The 21,862-nt window shown below is 60.7% G+C and carries 18 protein-coding genes; 12 read left to right on the plus strand and 6 right to left on the minus strand.

The genetic code is table 11. From position 1 onward, the window contains the following. Positions 1-301: 301 nt before the first annotated feature. The 6 genes from ACP7EE_RS02165 (at position 302) to ACP7EE_RS02190 (ending at position 7,529) form a co-directional block, all read left to right on the plus strand. On the plus strand, positions 302-910 hold the full coding sequence (locus tag ACP7EE_RS02165) for a YqiA/YcfP family alpha/beta fold hydrolase (protein ID WP_420646989.1): 609 nt from the start codon (positions 302-304) through the stop codon (positions 908-910). 42 nt (positions 911-952) lie between these two features. Beyond that, the gene (parE, locus tag ACP7EE_RS02170) at positions 953-2,857 is read left to right on the plus strand and encodes a DNA topoisomerase IV subunit B (protein WP_426201615.1); all 1,905 of its coding nucleotides are present in this window, start codon (positions 953-955) and stop codon (positions 2,855-2,857) included. Then, positions 2,857-3,846 carry an esterase-like activity of phytase family protein gene (locus ACP7EE_RS02175; RefSeq protein WP_426233180.1) on the plus strand — a complete coding sequence of 330 codons (990 nt, stop codon included), beginning with the start codon at positions 2,857-2,859 and terminating at the stop codon, positions 3,844-3,846. Before parE ends, ACP7EE_RS02175 begins: the two co-directional genes overlap by 1 nt. After that, positions 3,843-4,367 carry a retropepsin-like aspartic protease family protein gene (locus ACP7EE_RS02180; protein ID WP_426233182.1) on the plus strand — a complete coding sequence of 175 codons (525 nt, stop codon included), beginning with the start codon at positions 3,843-3,845 and terminating at the stop codon, positions 4,365-4,367. The genes ACP7EE_RS02175 and ACP7EE_RS02180 overlap by 4 nt, the downstream gene beginning before the upstream one ends. Before the next feature lie 7 nt (positions 4,368-4,374). Next, complete coding sequence (gene parC, locus ACP7EE_RS02185) at positions 4,375-6,648, plus strand: DNA topoisomerase IV subunit A (RefSeq protein WP_426201610.1); 2,274 nt, start codon at positions 4,375-4,377, stop codon at positions 6,646-6,648. Positions 6,649-6,815: 167 nt separating this feature from the next. Then, positions 6,816-7,529, plus strand: coding sequence for a PqiC family protein (locus tag ACP7EE_RS02190; protein WP_426233184.1), 714 nt, complete (start codon positions 6,816-6,818; stop codon positions 7,527-7,529). A 494-nt stretch (positions 7,530-8,023) separates the two neighbouring features. On the opposite strand, the gene ACP7EE_RS02195 is transcribed toward ACP7EE_RS02190, so the two are convergent. After that, positions 8,024-9,538 carry an AhpA/YtjB family protein gene (locus ACP7EE_RS02195; RefSeq protein WP_426233186.1) on the minus strand — a complete coding sequence of 505 codons (1,515 nt, stop codon included), beginning with the start codon at positions 9,536-9,538 and terminating at the stop codon, positions 8,024-8,026. Positions 9,539-9,670: 132 nt separating this feature from the next. Between ACP7EE_RS02195 and serB the strand changes: the two genes are divergently transcribed. Then, a complete protein-coding gene (gene serB, locus ACP7EE_RS02200) occupies positions 9,671-10,885 on the plus strand; it encodes a phosphoserine phosphatase SerB (protein ID WP_420646996.1) in 1,215 nt (404 codons plus the stop codon). Between the two features lie 138 nt (positions 10,886-11,023). Here the strand turns inward: serB and ACP7EE_RS02205 are convergent, their stop codons facing one another. Beyond that, positions 11,024-12,778, minus strand: coding sequence for a molecular chaperone (locus ACP7EE_RS02205; protein WP_426233188.1), 1,755 nt, complete (start codon positions 12,776-12,778; stop codon positions 11,024-11,026). Between the two features lie 219 nt (positions 12,779-12,997). Here ACP7EE_RS02205 and ACP7EE_RS02210 point away from each other — a divergent pair, with 219 nt between their 5' ends. Beyond that, positions 12,998-13,399 (plus strand): lectin OAA family protein, encoded by a 402-nt coding sequence (locus tag ACP7EE_RS02210; RefSeq protein ID WP_420646998.1) that lies wholly within the window; start codon positions 12,998-13,000, stop codon positions 13,397-13,399. A 60-nt stretch (positions 13,400-13,459) separates the two neighbouring features. On the opposite strand, the gene asd is transcribed toward ACP7EE_RS02210, so the two are convergent. From asd to ACP7EE_RS02225, 3 genes are read right to left on the minus strand one after another with little or no spacing between them, the layout of a single operon-like run. Continuing rightward, positions 13,460-14,320, minus strand: a complete 861-nt coding sequence (gene asd, locus ACP7EE_RS02215; RefSeq protein WP_426233190.1) for an archaetidylserine decarboxylase — start codon at positions 14,318-14,320, stop codon at positions 13,460-13,462. An 18-nt stretch (positions 14,321-14,338) separates the two neighbouring features. After that, entirely contained in the window at positions 14,339-15,154 is an 816-nt protein-coding gene (locus ACP7EE_RS02220; RefSeq protein ID WP_426233192.1) for a rhodanese-like domain-containing protein, read from the minus strand. 39 nt (positions 15,155-15,193) lie between these two features. Continuing rightward, the gene (locus ACP7EE_RS02225; RefSeq protein WP_426233194.1) at positions 15,194-16,732 is read right to left on the minus strand and encodes an HDOD domain-containing protein; all 1,539 of its coding nucleotides are present in this window, start codon (positions 16,730-16,732) and stop codon (positions 15,194-15,196) included. A 166-nt stretch (positions 16,733-16,898) separates the two neighbouring features. On the opposite strand from ACP7EE_RS02225, the gene motA reads away from it, so the two are divergent. From motA to ACP7EE_RS02240, 3 genes are all read left to right on the plus strand, one after another. Next, a complete protein-coding gene (gene motA / locus ACP7EE_RS02230; RefSeq protein ID WP_095187344.1) occupies positions 16,899-17,750 on the plus strand; it encodes a flagellar motor stator protein MotA in 852 nt (283 codons plus the stop codon). 3 nt (positions 17,751-17,753) lie between these two features. Further along, positions 17,754-18,794, plus strand: a complete 1,041-nt coding sequence (gene motB, locus ACP7EE_RS02235) for a flagellar motor protein MotB (protein WP_426201598.1) — start codon at positions 17,754-17,756, stop codon at positions 18,792-18,794. 90 nt (positions 18,795-18,884) lie between these two features. After that, positions 18,885-20,051, plus strand: coding sequence for a sterol desaturase family protein (locus ACP7EE_RS02240; RefSeq protein ID WP_426233196.1), 1,167 nt, complete (start codon positions 18,885-18,887; stop codon positions 20,049-20,051). Between the two features lie 73 nt (positions 20,052-20,124). Here the strand turns inward: ACP7EE_RS02240 and rsgA are convergent, their stop codons facing one another. Next, entirely contained in the window at positions 20,125-21,156 is a 1,032-nt protein-coding gene (rsgA, locus tag ACP7EE_RS02245; RefSeq protein ID WP_420647004.1) for a small ribosomal subunit biogenesis GTPase RsgA, read from the minus strand. Positions 21,157-21,263: 107 nt separating this feature from the next. Here rsgA and orn point away from each other — a divergent pair, with 107 nt between their 5' ends. Beyond that, a complete protein-coding gene (gene orn, locus ACP7EE_RS02250) occupies positions 21,264-21,806 on the plus strand; it encodes an oligoribonuclease (protein ID WP_420647005.1) in 543 nt (180 codons plus the stop codon). Positions 21,807-21,862: the final 56 nt, after the last annotated feature.

The following is a 21,862-nucleotide window of genomic DNA, read 5'->3' on the forward strand; positions in this document are numbered from 1 at the left end:
GATCAAAAGCCCCTCACCCCAGCCCTCCCGAAACGTCGGACCGCCCGGGGGGAGAGGGGGCCGACCGAGGTGTCTGGCGCTATACGTCGACCTGAGAAATCCAGTCGATTGTGGATTCCATGCAGTACTTTCACGTCGGCGTATTTCATAAATATCCCCCAATCGGTCCCCTCTACCTCTGGGAGAGGGTTAGGGTGAGGGCCGCTCCTGACGATTCATCAAATTCTCCAGACCTCGCCCCCAACCCAAGCACATCTCCCTGTAAACTCCGCTCTTTCCAACCGACGCCCAGGGAGCTCAAATGTCCGGTTCGATCCTCTACATCCATGGTTTCAATAGCGCCCCGACATCGAAGAAGGCTTGTCAGTTGGTCGAGGTGATGAAGCAGCTGGGTTTGAGCGATCAATTGCGCATCCCGGCGCTGCATCACCATCCGCGCGAAGCCATCGGTCAGTTAGAACAAGCAATCACCGAGCTCGACCGGCCATTACTGGTGGGAAGCTCCCTCGGCGGCTACTATGCGACCTGCCTGGCCGAGCGCCATGGCCTGAAAGCTTTGCTGGTCAACCCGGCGGTCAGCCCGCACCGGATGTTCGACGGCTATCTGGGCACGCAGAAAAACCTGTATACCGATGAAACCTGGGAATTGACCCACGACCACGTTACGGCTCTGGCCGAACTGGAAGTGCCGGCGCCGCAGGATCCGCAGCGGTTTCAGGTGTGGTTGCAGACCGGGGACGAAACCCTCGATTATCGCCTCGCCCAGCAGTATTACCGGGCATGTGCCTTGCGCATTCAGGCCGGCGGCGACCACAGTTTTCAAAATTTCGCCGGACAAATTCCGGCACTGCTGAGTTTTGCCGGCATTGGCGCCGATCTGTATCAGGCAATCGATTTCACCGCACTGTGAAATCTTGCCCCAATTTCACTGAATCATTGACGACGAGACCCTATGGCCACTCCCAGCGCTAGCTCCTATAACGCCGACGCCATCGAAGTCCTCTCGGGCCTCGACCCGGTGCGCAAACGCCCGGGCATGTATACCGACACCAGTCGGCCGAACCACCTCGCCCAGGAAGTCATCGACAACAGTGTCGACGAAGCGCTGGCCGGCCACGCCAGATCGGTGCAGGTCATCCTGCATGCCGACCACTCGCTGGAAGTCAGCGACGATGGCCGAGGCATGCCGGTCGACATCCACCCCGAAGAGGGTGTATCGGGCGTCGAGCTGATCCTCACCAAGCTGCATGCGGGCGGCAAGTTTTCCAACAAGAACTACCAGTTCTCCGGCGGTCTGCACGGGGTGGGTATTTCGGTGGTCAACGCCTTGTCCACCGAAGTCCGCGTGCGGGTGAAACGCGACGGCAACGAATACCAGATGACTTTCGCCGACGGCTACAAGGCCACCGAGCTGGAAGTGGTTGGCGCGGTGGGCAAGCGCAACACCGGCACCAGCGTGTACTTCGCGCCGGACCCGAAGTATTTCGATTCGCCAAAATTCTCCATCAGCCGCCTCAAGCATGTGCTCAAGGCCAAGGCGGTTTTGTGCCCGGGCCTGCTGGTCAGCTTCGAAGACAAGAGCACCGGCGAGAAAATCGAGTGGCATTACGAAGATGGTCTGCGCTCGTATCTGGTGGACGCGGTCAGCGAATTCGAGCGTCTGCCGAACGAGCCGTTCTGTGGGGTTTTCGCCGGTAATAAAGAAGCCGTCGACTGGGCGCTGCTGTGGCTGCCGGAAGGTGGCGACGCGGTGCAGGAAAGCTACGTCAACCTGATCCCGACCGCGCAGGGCGGTACTCACGTCAACGGCCTGCGTCAGGGCCTGCTCGATGCAATGCGCGAGTTCTGCGAATTCCGCAGCCTGCTGCCGCGCGGCGTCAAGCTGGCGCCGGAAGACGTTTGGGAACGCATTGCCTTCGTCTTGTCGATGAAAATGCAGGAACCGCAATTCTCCGGCCAGACCAAAGAACGTCTGTCGTCGCGTGAGGCGGCGGCGTTCGTTTCCGGTGTGGTCAAGGACGCGTTCAGCCTGTGGCTCAACGCCAACCCGGAAACCGGTCTGGCGCTGGCCGAGCTGGCGATCAACAACGCCGGTCGCCGTCTCAAGGCGAGCAAGAAGGTCGAGCGCAAGCGCGTCACCGCCGGGCCGGCATTGCCGGGCAAACTGGCGGACTGCGCCGGACAGGATCCGATGCGCTCCGAACTGTTCCTGGTCGAAGGTGATTCCGCCGGCGGCTCGGCGAAACAGGCGCGGGACAAAGAGTTTCAGGCGATCCTGCCGTTGCGCGGCAAGATCCTCAATACCTGGGAAGTCGACGGCAGCGAAGTGCTCGCCAGCCAGGAAGTGCACAACATCGCCGTGGCCATCGGCGTTGATCCAGGCTCGGCCGACATCGCGCAACTGCGCTACGGCAAGATCTGTATCCTCGCCGACGCCGACTCCGACGGTCTGCACATCGCAACCTTGCTTTGCGCGTTGTTCGTCCAGCATTTCCGTCCGTTGGTGGATGCCGGTCACGTTTACGTCGCCATGCCACCGCTGTACCGCATCGACTTGGGTAAAGAGATTTACTACGCCCTCGACGAAGCCGAGCGCGACGGCATTCTCGACCGGCTGGTGGCCGAGAAAAAACGCGGCAAGCCGCAAGTCACCCGATTCAAAGGTCTGGGTGAAATGAACCCGCCGCAACTGCGCGAAACCACCATGGACCCGAACACCCGGCGTCTGGTGCAGCTGACCCTGGAAGACTACCCGGCGACTGCGGAAATGATGGACATGCTGCTGGCGAAGAAACGCGCCGGTGATCGCAAGTCGTGGCTGGAATCCAAAGGCAACCTGGCCGAGGTTCTTGGTTGATGCGGGTTGGCCTGGCCCTGGCGTGTGCGTTACTTCTGACCTCGGTGTCGGCACTGGCCGAACCGCTGCCGGAGTTGCGCGTGCTGTTCGAGCATCCGGTGGACGGCATGCGCGGCGGCAATCTTTCGGGGCTTGCGCTGTGCGGCAACGAGTTGTGGACGGTGTCCGACCGCGACGATGATCAGATTTATCGTCTCGACACCCGGCAATCTACCTGGCAGGCCGAAACCGTGCACATCGACGTTCCCGAAGTGCCGGAAACCGGTTTGCCGTGGGGTTTGCGTTCGCGCAACTGGGCAGCATCGTTCGTGCGTGGCGGTGATCTGGATTTCGAAGGCATCAGCTGCGACAGCGCCGGCAATCGCTACATCGTCAGCGAAGGGCAGGCGGCGGTTTTGCAAGTGCCGGTTAGCGGCCCGGTTAACTGGCTGAAGATCTCGCCGATGCTGGTGCGCGAAGCGCGGGCCAGCGGCATGCTGCTGAAATTCAATGCAATATTCGAAGGACTGGCGATCAACCCGGCTGGTGATCAGATGTGGCTGGCCGCCGAACGGCAAAGTCGTGGCGTGTTGCTGATCAAGCGCCAGCAGACAGTGTGGGATTGCGACGGACGTTGTGTACTGCTCAGCGAGGGCGGCAAGGAAATGCAACCGCCGCAGTTCCCCAATGCGAAAGCGGTCGACCGGGATTTCTCCGATATTTCGTTGTTCAACGGCAAGCTGTTCACCCTTGACCGCAACGCGTTCCAGATTTGCCGGCGCGATGCGCAAACCGCCAAGGTCGAGCGTTGCTGGTCGTACGCCGCCGAGTTGTTGCAGGAAAATCGCCGCTATAAACAGAACTACGGGCTGGAAGAAGCGCTGATCGTCGATGCTGACGGTGCGTGGATTGGCGTCGACAACAATTTCGGCCCGCGCGCCGATGGCGAGGTCCGGCCGATTGTCTGGCGTTTCGCCGCCCCCGATGGTGGCTGGAGCGCCAAGCCATGAGCCAGCAACCGCCGGGCAAACGTGCCGGTCGGGTGCTGATGATTCTGGCATGGTGCGCGGGGCTGTTTCTCGCCACGCGGTTTTTCGGTGACTGGGAGCAGCGCCAGCAGAATCCGAACGTAGTCGTCAGTTCGGAGCAGGGCGCAGGTTTTATCGAAGTGAAACTGGTCGGCAATGCCCAAGGGCATTTTGTCGCCAGTGGCCAGATCAACGGTCAGCCCGTCGAGTTCATGCTCGACACCGGCGCGACCGACGTGGCAATCCCGGCGGATGTGGCCAAGAGCCTCAAGCTGGAAGAAGGTTTCGGTGTGACCCTGAGCACGGCCAATGGCCTGAGCCAGGGCTATCGCACCCGTATCGACCGCCTGCAACTGGGCGACATCGTGCTGCGCGACGTGCGCGCACTGGTCGCGCCCGGCCTGCATGGCGATCAGGTGCTGCTCGGCATGAGCGCCCTGAACAAACTTGAATTTACCCAGCGCGGTGGCACCATGCTGCTGCGCCAGACAACGAACCGATGAGGCCCGCATGAGCGACTCCCTTGATCTCAGCCTGGATGGCGTAGAACGCCGATCGCTGGCTGACTTCACCGAAAGTGCCTACCTCAACTACTCCATGTACGTGATCATGGACCGTGCCCTGCCGCATATCGGCGACGGTCTGAAGCCGGTACAGCGGCGTATCATCTACGCCATGAGCGAGTTGGGGCTGGATGCCGATTCCAAGCACAAGAAGTCGGCGCGTACCGTCGGCGACGTGCTCGGCAAGTTCCACCCGCACGGTGACTCGGCGTGCTACGAAGCGATGGTGCTGATGGCCCAGCCGTTCAGCTATCGCTACACGCTGGTCGACGGCCAGGGCAACTGGGGTGCGCCGGACGATCCCAAGTCCTTCGCCGCCATGCGTTACACCGAAGCACGCCTGTCGCGTTATTCCGAAGTGCTGCTCAGCGAACTCGGCCAAGGCACCGCAGACTGGGGCCCGAACTTCGACGGCACCCTGCAGGAACCACTGGTGTTGCCGGCACGTTTGCCGAACATCCTGCTCAATGGCACCACTGGCATCGCTGTGGGTATGGCCACTGATGTGCCGCCGCACAACCTGCGCGAAGTCGCCACCGCTTGCGTGCGCCTGCTCGATGAGCCTAAAGCCACGGTCGAACAGCTTTGCGAACACATTCAGGGTCCGGACTATCCGACCGAAGCGGAAATCATCACCCCACGCGCCGACCTGCTGAAGATGTACGAAACCGGCAAGGGCTCGGTGCGCATGCGTGCCGTGTACCACGTCGAGGACGGCGATATCATCGTCACCGCGCTGCCGCATCAGGTTTCCGGGGCCAAGGTGCTGGAGCAGATTGCCGCGCTGATGCAGGCCAAGCCGTCGAAAGCGCCGCAGATCGCCGACCTGCGCGATGAATCCGACCACGAAAATCCATGCCGCATCGTGATCATTCCGGTCAACAGCCGTGTCGATCATGAAGCGCTGATGCAGCACCTGTTCGCCAGCACCGAGTTGGAGTCGACCTACCGGGTCAACGTCAACATCATCGGTCTGGATGGCAAGCCGCAGCTGAAAAACCTGCGTGCGTTGCTGGTCGAGTGGCTGGAATTCCGGGTGCAGACCGTGCGCCGGCGCCTGCAATTCCGCCTCGACAAGGTCGAGCGTCGCCTGCACCTGTTGGACGGTTTGCTGATTGCTTACCTCAACCTGGATGAGGTGATCCACCTGATCCGTACCGAGGAACATCCGAAAAGCGCGCTGATCGCGCGTTTCGCCCTCAGCGATATCCAGGCCGAATACATTCTTGAAACCCGTCTGCGTCAGTTGGCACGACTGGAAGAAATGAAGCTGCGCGGCGAGCAGGATGAACTGCTCAAGGAACAAGCCAAGCTGCAAGCCCTGCTGGGCAGCGAAGCCAAGCTGAAGAAACTGGTGCGCACCGAACTGATCAAGGACGCCGAAACCTACGGCGACGACCGTCGTTCGCCAATCGTCGAACGTGCCGAAGCCAAAGCACTGACCGAGCATGACCTGCTACCGAACGAGAAAGTTACCGTTGTGCTCTCGGAAAAAGGCTGGATCCGCTCGGCCAAGGGCCACGAAATCGACGCCACTGGCCTGTCGTACAAGGCCGGTGACGGCTTCAAGACCTCGGCGGCGGGGCGCTCCAACCAGTCCGCCGTGGTCATCGACTCCACGGGTCGCAGTTACTCGCTGGCCACTCACACCCTGCCATCGGCACGCGGTCAGGGCGAGCCTTTGACCGGCCGTCTGACGCCGCCGCCGGGCGCGACGTTCGAGTGCGTGCTGATGCCGGAAGAGGACTCGTTGTACGTGATCGCCTCCGACGCCGGTTACGGCTTCGTGGTTAAAGGCGAAGATCTGCAAGCCAAAAACAAGGCGGGTAAAGCCCTGTTGAGCCTGCCGAACAACGCCAAAGTGATTGCGCCGCGCCCAGTGGCTGACCGTGAGCACAACTGGCTGGCTTCGGTCACGACCGAAGGTCGCCTGCTGATCTTCAAAATCAGCGACCTGCCACAACTAGGTAAGGGCAAAGGCAACAAGATCATCGGTATTTCCGGTGAGCGGGTGGCCAGTCGCGAGGAATATGTCACGGACATCGCGGTCCTGCCGGAAGGTGCCACGCTGGTGCTGCAGGCCGGCAAACGTACCTTGTCGCTAAAGGCCGACGACCTCGAACACTACAAAGGTGAGCGCGGTCGACGTGGTAATAAACTCCCGCGTGGCTTCCAGCGAGTCGATGCGCTGCTCGTCGAAAACCTCAATCAGGCGTCCTAGACGGCTCGATCTACGATTTAACGCGTAGATCGACGCTTTGGCGCTGGAGTCGGAACGCATATTCACGGATGATATGGCCTTTCAAGCGCCGGCGTGGCCGAGCGTTCTTCATATTTATTGAGTATTTTCACTGTGGTCAGCTTTGTGGCGGCCACCTGGACGGGATGATGACTGCGCTGCGCCTTCCACTTATTTTGTTGCTCGCGGGCGTTCTTGGCCTGGCGGGTTGCAGCGTTCACCAGCCGGTGTCGCTGTATCAACTGGACAGCGGAAGTCCGGTTCAGCCTGCGCAAAGCGCGGGCATGGCGGTTTTGTTGGGGCCAGTGGTATTGGCCGACTATCTGCAACGCGAAACCCTGTTGCAGCGTCAGCCGGACGGCAGTTTGCAAGCTTCGATGGACGGTCGTTGGGCGGGTAGCCTGTCGTCGGATATCGATCAGCTGTTGCTGCGTCAGGTGGCTGGTCATCTGGACAGCCAACGCGTTGTGCTGTCGCCGGCTACGCCGGGATTCACTCCGGATGTGCAGGTATTGCTGACGATCACGCGTCTGGATTCGGGCCAGAAGCAACCGGCGATTCTCGACGCGCAGTGGCGCTTGATCGATCGTCGTGGAAAGGTGCGCGATAACCGCATTATCCATTTGCAGGAGCAGCATGCCGGTACAACGGCGGCTCAGGTTCAGGCGCAAGGCGTATTGTTGCAGCGTCTGGCCGAACAGTTGTCGGTGGCGCTGAAGCCGTTGGCCAATCAGCCTCCAATTGCTGAAGCCCCACGTAAATCGGCACCGAAACCGGCAGCGCCGGCGGCGGAAGCCGAGAAGCAGCCGAAGATTCCGATGGCTTCGCCGATTCGCACGGATATGGAAGTGTTTCGCTTCTAAGCGTTAATCGAGTCAAACCAGAGCCCGCCTTGTGCGGGCTTTGTTGTTTCTGGGGATTGAAGATCAAGAGCTACCCTCACCCTAGCCCTCCCGAAACGTCGGACCGCCCAGAGGGAGAGGGGACTGAATGGGGGATGCTTTAGAAATTCATCGACCTGGATGTGCTGTGCCGAATCCATAATCGACACGTTCTTTCAGGTCGATGTATGACGCAAGGCGACTCGGTCAGTCCCCTCTCCCCCGGAGGGAGAGGGGACTGATTGGGGGATGCTCCAGGCACTCATCGACCGGAACGTGCTGTGCCGAATCCATAATCGACACGATCTTTCAGGTCGATGTATGACGCGAGACACCTCGGTCAGTCCCCTCTCCCTATGGGAGAGGGCTAGGGTGAGGGGCTATTCAAGGCCAAGCGCAATCTCAAAACCAGCACGCACAAAAAAGCCCGCAGACAATCACTCATCTGCGGGCTTCTTCACATCCAGGGCAAACCGTCAGGCCCGGCGCTCATGCATCCGCGCCAACTGCCGCTCGAGCATCGACGGATAAGGCTCCATCAACCGCTCCACACAGCAAGCCCCTTCAGGGCTGGCAATCGGCCGGATCCGCGCACGCTGACGGATCAGCGCGTCGTCACCGATCTTGCGCTCGACCAGCAGCAGATTGCGGCTGTGTTGCGACAGCGCCAGGGCATCCTGCGCCGAGTCAGTCAGCAGCAGGTCAATCTGACTCATGCCAAACAACTCATCGCCAAGGGTCAGGCCCAACTGCAATTGCAGGGTAATGCCGCTGTCCGCGACTTCGATCTGCAACTGATGGCCCAGCGCCCGCAGCAGTTCGCCGCAGCAAATCGCGTTAGTCAGGTAATCGTCGCCGCTGTCTTCGGTGTGGAACAGCATCAGCGTGCTGCCATCATTGAGCGTCTCGATCTCGCCCTGATACAGCGAAGCAGCCTGTTCCAGGCAGTCGCGATAACGCTCCTGCAACTCATCCAGGCGTGCGCGCGGCAGACGGCGCAGTTGCTCCTGCGAACCCAGTTGCACCGCCAGCACCGCCGTGTGTTGCGGCACGCTCGGGGTCGGGCGGCGCACAGCCGGTTGCGGCGTGCTGTTCAGCGACTCGTCGCGCAGATCAGCGAACGGGTCTTCGTCATCGTCGTCCTCAACGGTGCTGACCACATGCCGCGGTGCAGGCTTCTTCGCGGCCAGCGGGCGGCTCTCGTCGAAACTCGGGTCGCGCAGGTTGCGCACTTCGAATTCCGGCTCGACGTCGTCATCTTCGAATTCCGGTTCCGGTTCGGGCTCTACTACCGTCGGTTCCGGTGCGTAGTTGGCGTGCAACTGACGGGCGAGATCGCCGATTTCGTCCTGACGTTCGATACCCGGTGTGTGTTCGTCGATCCGCCGCAGCCAGACGCGCAATTGCAGCAGCGGCGTGGAGATGTGCCGGCCCAGTCGCAGGCTCAGGGCCAGCGACAGCGCCAACAGAATCGCACTGAGGATGCCCATGCTTTGCAGGCTGATGGTCATCGGCTGCTGGAACTGATCCATGTCCAGGCTGATGCGCAGTTGCCCGGCAGTCACGTCCTGAAAAGTGATCTTGCTCTCGTACATGCCCTCGGCTTCGCCCAGCAGGCTGTGCTTGGGGCGCTGACCGGATTCGGCGAGGATGCGGTTATCCACGCTGTAGATGGCGGCGTGGGCCACCAGCTTGTTCTTGGTCAGGTTGTTGAGCAGCACGTTGAGGCTGAGGATGTCGTTGGACACCAGCAGCTCAGTGGCGGAGGTGGCGGTCTGCGTGGTCAGGCTTTCGCCCAGCGCATCGGCCTGCTCGTGCATGGCCTGCTTGAACTGCAAGCCCATCACGCAGGCATAGATCACCAGGGCCAGAGCGACCAGGATCACGTTATGGCTGGCAATGCGTAATGCAATCGGTACACGGCGATGACGCAGTGCACGGAAGATCAGCAGAAAGAAGTTATCGGTTTTAACTGGCGTGGGCCGGTTCACTGAGCTCGGCTCTTGTCCGTGAAGTTGACGCGCAGTATAGCGACAGGCCCTAGACCGGCAAAGCGCTGGCGGTGCCCGATGGTCACTGAAAGTGGGTAGAATGCGGTTTTTTTCCAGTTGCGGGGGTGCGCGTTGCGCGAAATCGTCCTGATTAACATCACGGGAGTCGACCGTCCGGGTCTGACTGCGGCCATTACCGGCGTTCTGGCCCAGGGTGGTGTGAACATCCTAGACATCGGTCAGGCGGTAATTCACGACACCTTGTCGTTTGGCATCCTCGTGGAAATCCCCGACTCCGAGCAAGGCAAGTCGGTGCTCAAGGACATCCTGTTCAAGGGCTACGAGCTGGATCAGCAAGTGCGCTTCACCCCGGTGTCCGAAGAGGATTACCAGCAATGGGTGGGCAATCAGGGCAAAAAGCGTCACATCGTCACCCTGCTGACGCGCAAAGTGACTGCCGGCCAACTGCAGGCTGTGAGCTCGATCACCGCCAAATACGGGCTGAACATCGACCATATCGACCGTTTGTCGGGACGCATGCCGCTGGACACTCCGGCTGACCAGGGCAAGGGCTGCATCGAGTTTTCCGTGCGTGGCGAAGCGGCTGATCCGCAGGCGCTGCGTGCCGAATTCCTCAGCGTGGCGCAGGAATTGAACGTCGATATCGCGTTCCAGGAAGATTCGCTGTTCCGCCGAAACCGCCGTCTGGCGGTATTCGACATGGACTCGACCCTGATCGAAGCCGAAGTCATCGATGAACTGGCCAAGGCCGCCGGCGTCGGCGACCAGGTCTCGGAAATCACCGAGCGGGCCATGGCCGGCGAACTGGATTTCCGTGCCAGTTTCAAAGAACGTCTGGCGCTGCTCAAAGGTCTGGACGTCGGCGTGCTCGATTCGATTGGCGCGTCGCTGCGTTTGACCGAAGGTGCGGAAACGCTGTTCGCTGAACTCAAGCGCCTCGGTTACAAGACGGCGATCCTGTCCGGCGGCTTCACCTATTTCGCCAAGCAATTGCAGGCCAAACTCGGCATTGACTATGTGTTCGCCAATGAACTGGAAGTGGTCGATGGCAAGGTCACGGGCGTCGCGGTGGAGCCGATTGTCGATGCACAGCGCAAGGCTGATCTGCTGAGAGAGCTGGCGCACAAGGAAGGCTTGCGTCTGGAGCAGACCATCGCGGTCGGCGACGGTGCGAATGATTTGCCGATGCTGGCGATTGCCGGGTTGGGTGTGGCGTTCCGCGCCAAGCCATTGGTCAAGCAGTCGGCGAAGCAGGCGATTTCGACCTTGGGGCTGGATGGCGTGTTGTATCTGCTGGGTTTTCGCGATCGTGACGGGCAGCTCTGAGATCTGAGCTGGCCTCTGTGGCGAGGGAGCTTGCTCCCGCTGGGTCGCGAAGCGGCCCCACTCTTCAATTCAAAGAAGGGGACTGCTGCGCAGTCCAGCGGGAGCAAGCTCCCTCGCCACATAATTCGTGTTTACGCTTTAAAGTGATTTCCACAACGAATCAAAATCCTCCTCGCTTGCGCCATTCTGCGCGGCCTCCAGCGAGCGATAGGCGAACTGATTGAAACTGTGCGTGCTCGACACCCGTCGATCCAGCCCCGCGCGGTGCTCCTCTCCCAGGGTATTGATCAACACCTTGCTGCCCTCCTGAAACGGCAGGCGTGGCGCCAATAGCGTCGCCGGCAAGTCAATCGCACTAATCTCCGGCAACAACAAACCCCGTAAGTACTGACTGTGATCATCCCTCGACCGCACAAGCTGCAACCCGCAGGGCTGGGCATGCGGTGCCACCAGTTCGATACCCATTTGCGTCCCGCCACCGCGCACCTGACGAATCCAGCGCACCACGGAAATGCTCCAGCCCTGACTGACCGTGTCCTGAATCCCGAGCATTTCCCCGGCCTGCAATTCGGCCGGTACTTCGTTCGGCCAACCCACGCAATACCCGCCGGGGCTGTGATTGATCACCGGCAAGGCATAGGTCGGATAGTGCGCCGGGCTGTCGGCGTTGCCTTCGTTGTCGATCAGTTGTTCGTACTGAATTTCTTCGTAGGGCAAAAACTCATCGGTTTTGCTCTGCGGCGCGGCGTCGAACGCCTGACTCCAACTGTCTTTCTCGCCCTGGGTCACCGTTTGGCTGAAGTTCGCGGGGCGGGCGCCGGGATGTTTGAGCATGTCGCTGAAGCTACGTTCGCCGCCGAGGTAGAAGTGCAGGGCGCTCATGCCGACACACACGGTCAGACTGCCCTGGCCGACGGTGCGCTGAAAACTGCGCTCGGCGGCCTGACCCCAAGTCGCGTGCAGGTGTTGCAGGGTGTCGAGGCTCAGGCCATTCGGCACTGGCAGCGGCGTAGTCGTGTCCTGATGCAATAAATGCGCTTCGATGGCATTCACCAGCGGCTGCGGATCGAAACCGAGCAACCCCGGCAACTGCTCGCTGCGGAACATGCTGCGATAACGCGGACCTGCATCGATCTCCCACGAAATGGCGAACAAGCCGTCACCTGGATTGCCCGGATACAGCTTGAGCCAGCCACTCCACGGTTCCAGCACTTCGGCGAGGCGCGCGATCTGGTTCTGCCGTAGTTGATTGCAGCGCGCACTGCCGAGCAGCAGGGCGGCGATATAGGTTTGTTCGAGGCTCAGTTCGCCGCTCAGGCTGGCCAACTCGTCGCGCACCCGGCGATGTTGCAGCTGCAAACCGCATGCTGTGCGATACAACTGATGCAGCTCAAGCCACAGATGCTCCGGCGCTGAGGTATATAGCCGAGTGGCGCGCACCAGTTGGCCCTTGAGCGCATGCGCCGCGCGTTGCAGCGCCTCACTTACCAACGTTGCGCGGTCTTTGGAGTACTTCGGCGCAATGCGCATGACGATCTGCTTGTAGCCAATCGCCAGATGACTTTGCAGCGCCTGACACAGGTTACTGATCTTGCGCGAGCGCTCGTCCAGCACAATCGCCTGATGCAGAAAATGCCGCTCCAGATGCTGGCAAACGTAATACACCTCGGGTCGCAACAGTTCCAGCAGATGCAGGCGATTGTCGCTGGGCGTGAGCAGTTGATTGAGTTCGCCCAGGCCCTGATAGAGCTGGCGCGCGGTTTCGCCGATGTTGGCCTTGGGCAGTTGGGCGATCCAGCGCTTGAGGTCGCGCGGGGTAGCTTCACAGAAAGACAGGCGCAACTGCGTCGGAGTAGGGGTGCGTAGCGCGGGTTGGAATTTAGGCTCACTCATGCCGTGCAAGGCTCCGGCGGCGAATTGGGCATTGCTGGAAACTCTAGCAGTTGTGGTCTAGTTCGCCGGATCTTGTCAGACATTCTAACCGTTGGTCTGCTGGCCGGATGCCAGTCGGCGAGCGCTACTAGGCTTTCAGGCGTGCGATCGGAAACGCACGGTTGCACGGCCTGCCGCTACTTCGGGCAGGTTTCGGAAAACTTCAAGGAGATGAGGTTCATGTCTAAATACGTAGTGGCAAATCAATGGGGCGGTAGTTCGGCACCTTGGCATCCGGGCGGAGACTGGGTGCTGGGCGCGCGGGACAACCAGAAAGTCGTCGCGATTGACATCAAGTCTGGCGATGGCGGCAAAAGCTTCACCGGCACCATGACTTACGCCGGCGAAGGTCCCATTGGCTTCAAGGCGCAACGCACCGGCCAGAACCAGTACACGGTCGAGAATCAGTGGGGCGGCAACGATGCTCCATGGCATCCGGGCGGCAAGTGGGTAATCGGCGGGCGGGATAACCAGAACGTTATCGCGTTGAGCGTCACCTCGAGTGACGGCGGGAAAAACCTCAGCGGCACCAATACCTACGCCAACGAAGGGCCAATCGGCTTCCGTGGGCAGATAGAGTAACGGCGCCACTCAGGTCGTGTCCGCCCCGGCGCAGACGTGCGCCGGGGCGGATCAACAGGCCTAGGCGGCTGGTAATGCCAGCGCTTGACCCATTTGTACTGGCGCACCTGCGCCCAGTTCTTCAACCCATTTCACTTGATCCGGCCCGAACAGCACGATCGCGGTCGATCCCAGCTTGAAGCGCCCCAACTCCGCACCTTTTTCCAGATGAATCGGTGCGCGCGCAGCTTCGTCATAGCGGAAGGTTTTCAGTTCGCGCTTCGGCGGCGTGACCAGACCGGCCCACACGGTTTCAATCGACGCCACGATCATCGCGCCCACCAGCACCACGGCCATAGGCCCGCGCTCGGTGTCGAAGATGCACGCCACACGCTCGTTGCGCGCGAACAGTTCCGGGACGTTTTCCGCGGTGGTCTTGTTCACCGAGAAGATCCGTCCCGGGATGTAGACCATTTCGCGCAGGGTGCCGGCCAGCGGCATGTGTACGCGGTGGTAGTCTTTTGGCGACAGATAAACAGTGGCGAATTCGCCGCCCATGAACGGCGCGGCATTCGCCGCATCACCGCCGAGCAATTCGAGCACGCTGAAGCTGTGGCCCTTGGCCTGGAAGATCCGCCCGTGTTCAATCGGGCCGCGCTGGCTGATCGCGCCGTCCGCCGGGCTGAGGATCGCGCCCGGCGTCTGGTCCAGTGGACGTGCGCCGTCTTTCAGTGCGCGAGTGAAGAAGGCGTTGAAGTGCTCGTAAGCCGTCACGTCTTCAACCAGCGCCAGCGACATGTCCACTTGATAACGCTTGGCAAACCAGGTGGTGAAGGCATTCTTGAACCAGCGCACACGGCACTCGGCAACGCAGCCGGCGAGGCGCGACAGCAGGTGATGCGGCAGCAGGTATTGGCTGATGATAAATAAACGCTCTTTCATGACTGTCCTTGAAAATCCTTAAAGCTCGACGGGGGTGTCGGGGTGGTTGCCCCATTCGCCCCAGGAACCAGCGTAGCCCTTGACCCGCGGATAACCGAGGGATTTGGCCACCAGATAAGTGAAACCGGACCGGTGATGGGTCTGGCAGTGGGTAATGATTTCTTTGTCCTTGGTGATCCCGAGTTTCTCGAGGATCTGCGGCATGTCGCTGCGGATGCGCAGATGACGCGCCTGATCCATGCCTGCCGTCCATTCGAAATTGACCGCGCCGGGGATGTGCCCGGCTTTGGCGGCGAGGATTTTTTCGCCCGAGTATTCCAGTGGTCCGCGCGCATCCCAGATCGCCAGATCGGCGGCGCCGAGACGGCTTTGCAGGTATTCGCGGGTGGCGGTCGGTTCGTCGTGCAGGGTCAGGGCTACGGGGCCGCCAACCGCAGGAGGAATCTGGATCGACATCGGCGAACCTTCCGCCAGCCATGCCGGCAGACCACCGTCGATGTAGTGATATTTGTCGTGACCGATCACGTCGAGCAGCCAGATGAAACGTCCGGCCCAACCGCCGCCCTCGTCGTCATAGACCACGTACACCGCGTCTTTGTGATGGCCGAGTTCGCCGAACAGTTCTTCGAGTTTTTCCTTGCTCGGCAGCAAGCCCGGCGCCGGCGGCTGGCCGAGCTGGGTGCGCTTGGGATCGACAAACCGCGCGCCGGGCAGATGCCCTTCGGCATAGCGCGCCGGGCTGGTCAGATCGACCAGAATCAGGTTGCGGGCGTCGAGGCGCGCGAGCAGGTCGCTCGGCTCGATCACCAGCGACAGGCCAGAGAAGTCAGACATGTGAGGTCTCCAGAGCACAAAGGGGAACGATTGTAGCTGTCATTGGCCGCGCTGGCTAAAGCTGTGCAGGGCTTTCTCGATGCACTGCGCGGTTTTGCCGAAGGCTTGCACGCTGATGTCGGCAAACGGCCCGCCGCCCTGATCGGCAACCACGATCATGATCACTCGACCGTTATTGACCAGTGAGCGCAGAAACAGATGCTCGCCACGAAACAGCGTACGCAGGCTCGGCGGCAGCAGCGCGGAAAACTGGGCGTTGTTCTCGGGGGTGATCCGTACCTGCGCCTGTTGTGCGAGCAGCCGTTGCAGGACCTTGCTCTGGCTGACGACAAAATTCAGCGCCGCAGCGTCCTTGGGCAAACCCGAGGTTTGATGCACGCGCAGACTGGAATGGGTGCGGTCGGCCATCAGGATCATCACCCGGCGCATGCCGCTGGAGACCAGTGCGTCGCGCGCGGCGACGGTGAGGCTCATGGCATTGGCGAAGCGGCTTGGCTCTGCGAGCAATTCGGCGCATTGCTTGCGCCACTCGGTCAAGTCTTGGGCAGTCGGCGCAGCGGCGGGCAACATCCCGGCAGGGAGGCGGCGGGTACCCGATGGCCACAGCAGCGCAACCGCCGGGTGCCACAGGTCCGGCATGGCGTGCTGACGGGCGCTGTTGGCAGCTTGCTGGTGCAACTGTTGTTGCACCTCATCCATCGAGATTTGCAGATAAAGGCTGGTCAGGTATTGCCAGCGCTCACTGTGCGGACTGTCCCACGCCTGTTGCGCCGACAGCGCCAGACCGTTGGCCAACAGCACAGTGTTGGCCGGCTGATTGAGCCAGCGGCGCAGGGTCGGATCGTCGTCAAGGCGATTTTGCTGGCGCAACGGGTGATCGACATCCCGGGCGATGCGCAGCACTTTGACCAGTTCACGCTGCTCGCTGAGCAACAGTTTGTAACCTTGCTGGACCCAGATCGGCAGACGCCAGATCTCCACCAGCGCCTCGGCGATCTTCAGCAGGCGTACGCCAAATAGCTGCTTTTCGACCTCGCGCGCCGGTTCTCCCTTGTGGATGACCCGCAGCTCCCATTCTTCCAGCAGCTTGGGATGAGTCAGCGCCAACGGCCACAGCGGCGAGAGGAACAGCAAGCTGCCCCAATGTATGTCCTGCCACAGCCGCGCGAGGCGACTGGCGAAAAAACCGTTGGCCTGTTGCGTGGCGTGCTGGCTGACCATCTGCAATTGGCGCAGCGCTTGGGGAATCTGTTTGTTGGGTTCAGCGGGCAGGCGTGCGAGCAGTTCTTCGGTGCGCGCCAGGCCGAGGCGATTGATCGCCACTTCAAGGTTTTCCGCCGGTTCGCTCATGCTGCCGTGAGTGTGACGATTGGCCTCACGGATGATGCTCAAGGCTAGCGCTGGGCTGTCCTGCATCAGATCGGCGATGTCGCGCAGCGAGCTGCGGTCATCGCGGATGGCCCGGCAAACCCGGTCATGCGCTTCTTGCGGCACTGGCAAGTGAACACTGTCGAGCAGCTTGACCCAGCCTTCGAGCGTGGTCGGTGTCGGGTGTGGGACGTTCGTTTCATTAGCCATGTCTGGACGGGATCTTCATCTGCTGTAGACGCGCCCGGCACGGGCTAAATTGGCTTTTCGCCTGAACTGGCTATAGTCTGGCGCAGTTTTGCCGATAAGTAGAAGAAGAGATTTTTTAACTTCCGAATATGACCTTGAACCCGACTTAAATAAGTACTTTCTACCTATGGCTAAAATTATCGGCATCATCGTCGTATTCGCGAGCGTGCTCGGCGGATACGTGCTTTCCCACGGCAAGATTGCCGCCCTGATCCAGCCTTTCGAGGTGTTGATCATCGGCGGTGCCGCGCTCGGCGCTTTCCTCCAGGCCAACCCCAGTTATATGACGATGCACGTGCTCAAGAAATCCCTGAGCATGTTCAGTTCGCGTTTCAGCCACACGTTCTACCTGGAAGTGCTGGGTCTGATTTACGAGATCCTCAACAAGAGCCGCCGCGAAGGCATGATGGCCATCGAGGGCGACATCGAAGATGCCGCCGCGAGCCCGATCTTCGCCAAGTACCCGGCAGTGCTCAAGGACGAACGCATGACCGCGTTCATCTGCGATTACCTGCGCATCATGTCGTCCGGCAACATGGCTCCGCACGAGCTGGAAGGCTTGTTCGACATGGAGCTGTACAGCCTCAAGGAAGATCTCGAGCATCCTTCCCACGCGGTCAACGGCATTGCCGACGCCATGCCCGGTTTCGGTATCGTTGCGGCGGTACTGGGTATCGTGGTGACCATGGCCTCCCTGGGTGAAGGCGATCAGAAATCCATCGGTCTGCACGTAGGTGCGGCACTGGTCGGTACCTTCTTCGGTATTCTCGCGGCTTACGGTTTCTTCGGCCCGTTGGCGCATTCCCTGGCGCACGATGCCAAGGAAGAGCTGAACGTGTATGAAGCTATTAAAGCTTCCCTGGTAGCTTCGGCTTCCGGCATGCCGCCGTCGCTGGCCGTCGAGTTCGGGCGCAAGGTTCTGTACCCGGCGCACCGTCCAAGCTTCGCCGAGCTGGAACAAGCGGTTCGCGGTCGCTAAGTCATGGAAAATAACCAGCCGATAATCATCAAGCGCGTCAAGCGCATTGCTGCCGGGCATCACGGCGGGGCGTGGAAAATCGCCTTCGCCGACTTCGCCACGGCGATGATGGCGTTCTTCCTGGTGTTGTGGCTGCTGTCCACCGCGACCCCGGAACAGAAGATCGCGATCGCCGGCTACTTCAAAGACCCGGTCGGTTTCTCCGAGAGCGGCACGCCGTACATCATCGACCTGGGCGGCACGCCGACCCTGGCGCCGGAAAACACCCTCAACCCTGAGGTGAAGTCCCAGCCGCAACCGGACAAGGTCACGGTCGATACCGAGCAAGTCGAAGGCATGGCCGAAATGGTCGAGAAGGAACGCCTGGAACTGCTGCTGCAAGAATTGCAGAACAAGGTCGACGAGAACCCGCAGCTACAGAAATTCAAGGATCAGATCCTGTTCGAAATCACCCCGAACGGTTTGCGCATCCAGATCATGGACGCAGAAAACCGGCCGATGTTCGACTCAGGTTCTGCGCGTCTGAAGCCGTACTTCGAGGACATCCTGCTGGCCATGGCGGACACCATCAAAGCAGTGCCGAACAAGATCAGCATCAGCGGCCACACCGATGCCAAGCCTTACACCGGCAGCGGTGATTTCGGTAACTGGGAGCTTTCGGCCAACCGTGCCAACGCGGCACGCCGCGCGCTGATTGCCGGCAGTTATCCGGATGCGCAAGTGGCGCGTGTTGTCGGTTACGCCTCGTCGGCACTGTTCGACAAGGAAAACCCGTTCAACCCGGTCAACCGCCGCATCGACATCGTGGTACTGACCAAGAAGGCTCAGGCGGCCATCGAAGGTGCACAAGGTGCCGACGCCGCGAAGCCGGCAGAAGACGGCCAGAACGGCGCCGCTCCGGCCACCCCGGTCGACCCGAACGCCTTGCCGGCCGATCAGCAACCGGTGCCAGCGCACGAGTTGCGCGAACGGTTGAACCTGTTCGACGACGCGGCGCCGAAGCCGGGTGACCCAGCGAAACCGGCTGAACCGCCCAAGCAATAACCCGCAAAAAAGCCACGACATTCGTGGCTTTTTTGTGTGTGCCTGCGTCACTCACTGCACAACGTTTCTTTGAATCATGGAAGATCAGTAATGGAAAGACTCAAGTCTTATTTTCAGCGGCATGGCAACGCGCCTTTCAAATTCGGTGAGGGGCGGGTCAGCGGCTATATCTCCGCGACTCTCGGCCTGTTGAGCCTGCTGGCGGTGTTGTGTTTTCTGTTCCCTGAGTGGTTGACCACCGCCGAACTGCGCAAGGTCTACGACGAACAGTTCGCGCGCACGACCTTGCTGCTCGGGCTGGTGCTGTCGTTCAGCCTCGGCACCCTGAACATTCTGCTGAACAAGCGCAAACGCCTGGGAATCACCGGGCTGGTTGCCTCGGGCCTGGCGGTGTTTCTCGGCGGCACCGATGTGCAGATCAACGCGATCGGCCAGACGCCGTACTCGCTGGGGCTGGACTGGTTCGTCCTGGCCTTGCTGGTGTCGGCCATCGTCTTCATTCCGCTGGAAAAGCTCTACTCCAAGGATCCCCAGCAAAACATCCTGCGCCCACACTGGCGCACCGATCTGACCTACTTTTTCGTCAGCCACATGCTGGTGCAATTCATCCTGATCTTCATCACCGCATCGTCGAGTTACGTCGCCGGTTGGGCGATGTCGCCGGACTTGCAGGCGAGCGTGCAGAGCTTGCCGATTGTGCTGCAATTTTTCCTCGCGGTGCTGGTGGCGGATCTCGGCCAGTACTGGCTGCATCGCCTATATCACGTAGTGCCGTGGCTATGGCGCGTGCATGCCGTGCATCACTCGAGCACGCACATGGACTGGCTCGCCGGTTCGCGCGTGCACTTCATTGAAATCCTGCTGACCCGAACCGGCGTGCTGGTGCCGTTGATGCTGCTGGGCTTCGCGCCGCAAGCATTGAATGCCTATGTAATCCTCGTCGGCGTGCAGGCAGTGCTGGCCCATGCCAACGTGCGGATTGATGGCGGCTGGCTGAACTACGTGATCGTCCTGCCGCGCTATCACCATTGGCACCACGCGCGGCACAAGGATTACATCTACAAGAACTACGCCATCCACACGCCGCTGGTGGACATGCTGTTCGGCACGTTCAAGCTACCGCCGAAAGAGTGGCCGGTGCGTTACGGCGTGTTTGGCAAAGAATTGCCCGGCGGGATAGTGCGTCAGCATCTGTATGCGTTTCAGAAGCCTGAGCCGAAGGTCGTAGCGCCGAAACCGCCGGCGAGCGTTTCCTGAGGCGAAAAAAAGCCGCGAGATGATCGCGGCTTTTTTGTGTCTGAATCCAGTCCCCTCAGCGGAGCGCTCCGACTCAATATCCGTTATCACCCAGGCTGGCAATAATCGACCGATAGCTATTCATCCGCTGCTGCTGCACACGCCCATCTTCCAGCGCCTTGAGTAGCGCACAACCTGGTTCGCGATCATGTTTGCAGTCGCGGAAGCGGCAGGTGCCGAGCAGATCATCAAACTCGATGAAACCGGCCTCTACGTCAGCCCGGCTCACGTGACCCAGACCAAACTCGCGGATACCCGGGGAGTCGATCAGTTCACCGCCACCCGGGAAGTGGAACAAGCGCGCAGTGGTCGTGGTGTGGGTACCCTGGCCGGACAGTTCGGACAGTGGGCCGACACGGGTTTCGACTTCCGGCAACAGGCTGTTGACCAGCGACGACTTGCCGACACCGGACTGGCCGACGAACACGCTGATGCGTCCGTCGAGCTGTTTCTGCAGTTGCTCCATGCCGTCGCCGTGGTGCGCGGAGACTTCCAGCACCGGGTAGCCGAGCGTGCGGTAGACCGCGAGCAAGGCATTCAGCGCCGGGGCATTCTGTTCGTCGATCAGGTCGAATTTGTTCAACAGCAGCAACGGGCGGATGCCGGCGTGTTCGGCCGCGACCAGATAGCGGTCGATCAGGTTGGCATGCGGCTCGGGCAGCGGGGCGAAGACGATGACGATCATGTCGACGTTGGCCGCGACCGGTTTGAGCTGGCCACGGCTGTCCGGGCGGCACAGCTCGGTGGTGCGCGGCAGTTGCGCGACGATCACCCCGATGCCCTGGTTGCCGGCACGCCAGACCACGGTGTCGCCGGTTACCAGCGCCGGCAGGTTGGCGCGCAAGTGGCAGCGGAAGACCTGGCCGGCCTGATCGCCGTCAATGGCTTCGACTTCGACCTGCACACCGAAGTGCGCGATCACCAGGCCGGTTTGTTCCGGGCCCAGATCGCCGCCCTCAAGGGCTTCGACAGCCGAGGACTCGCGTTTGGCGGCGCGGGCGGCGCGCTCGCCCTGAATTTTTTCGATACGCCAGTTTTGACGTCGATTAAGTTGGCGTTTGGCCATGGGTGTTCCGTATGAATAATGCAGCGATTAGGTAAAACGGCCGCGAGTTTAGCACGCCCGGCCACCTGCCTAAGCTAAACTGCGCAGCATTGCTCAGGAGCCGAAACATGCCAAACCCGCAGAATCTGATCTGGATCGACCTGGAAATGACCGGTCTGGATCCGGAAAATGACGTCATCATCGAGATGGCCACTATTGTGACCGACAGCGATCTGAACACCCTCGCGGAAGGTCCGGTCATCGCGATTCACCACAGCGACGAAGTGCTCGCGCGTATGGATGAATGGAACACCCGCACCCACGGCAACTCCGGCCTGACCCAGCGCGTGCGCGACAGCCGCGTGACCATGGCCGAAGCCGAAGCCGAAACCATCGCGTTTCTCGAGAAGTGGGTGCCGAAGGGCAAGTCGCCGATTTGCGGCAACAGTATCTGCCAGGATCGACGCTTCCTTTATACGCACATGAAGGCGCTGGAAAGCTACTTCCACTACCGCAACCTCGACGTGTCCACGCTCAAAGAGCTGGCCGCACGCTGGGCGCCGGACGTGCGCGACAGCTTCAAGAAGGGCAGCACGCACCTGGCGCTGGACGACATCCGCGAATCCATCGCCGAACTGCAGCACTACCGCAAGCATTTCATCAAGTTCTGACATCGGCGAACTTCACCATCGCGCGCTCTTTTGGTGCGATGGCGAAGTGAGTAGAC

This window comes from Pseudomonas sp. TWP3-2 (assembly GCF_049897765.1).
GTDB lineage: Bacteria > Pseudomonadota > Gammaproteobacteria > Pseudomonadales > Pseudomonadaceae > Aquipseudomonas.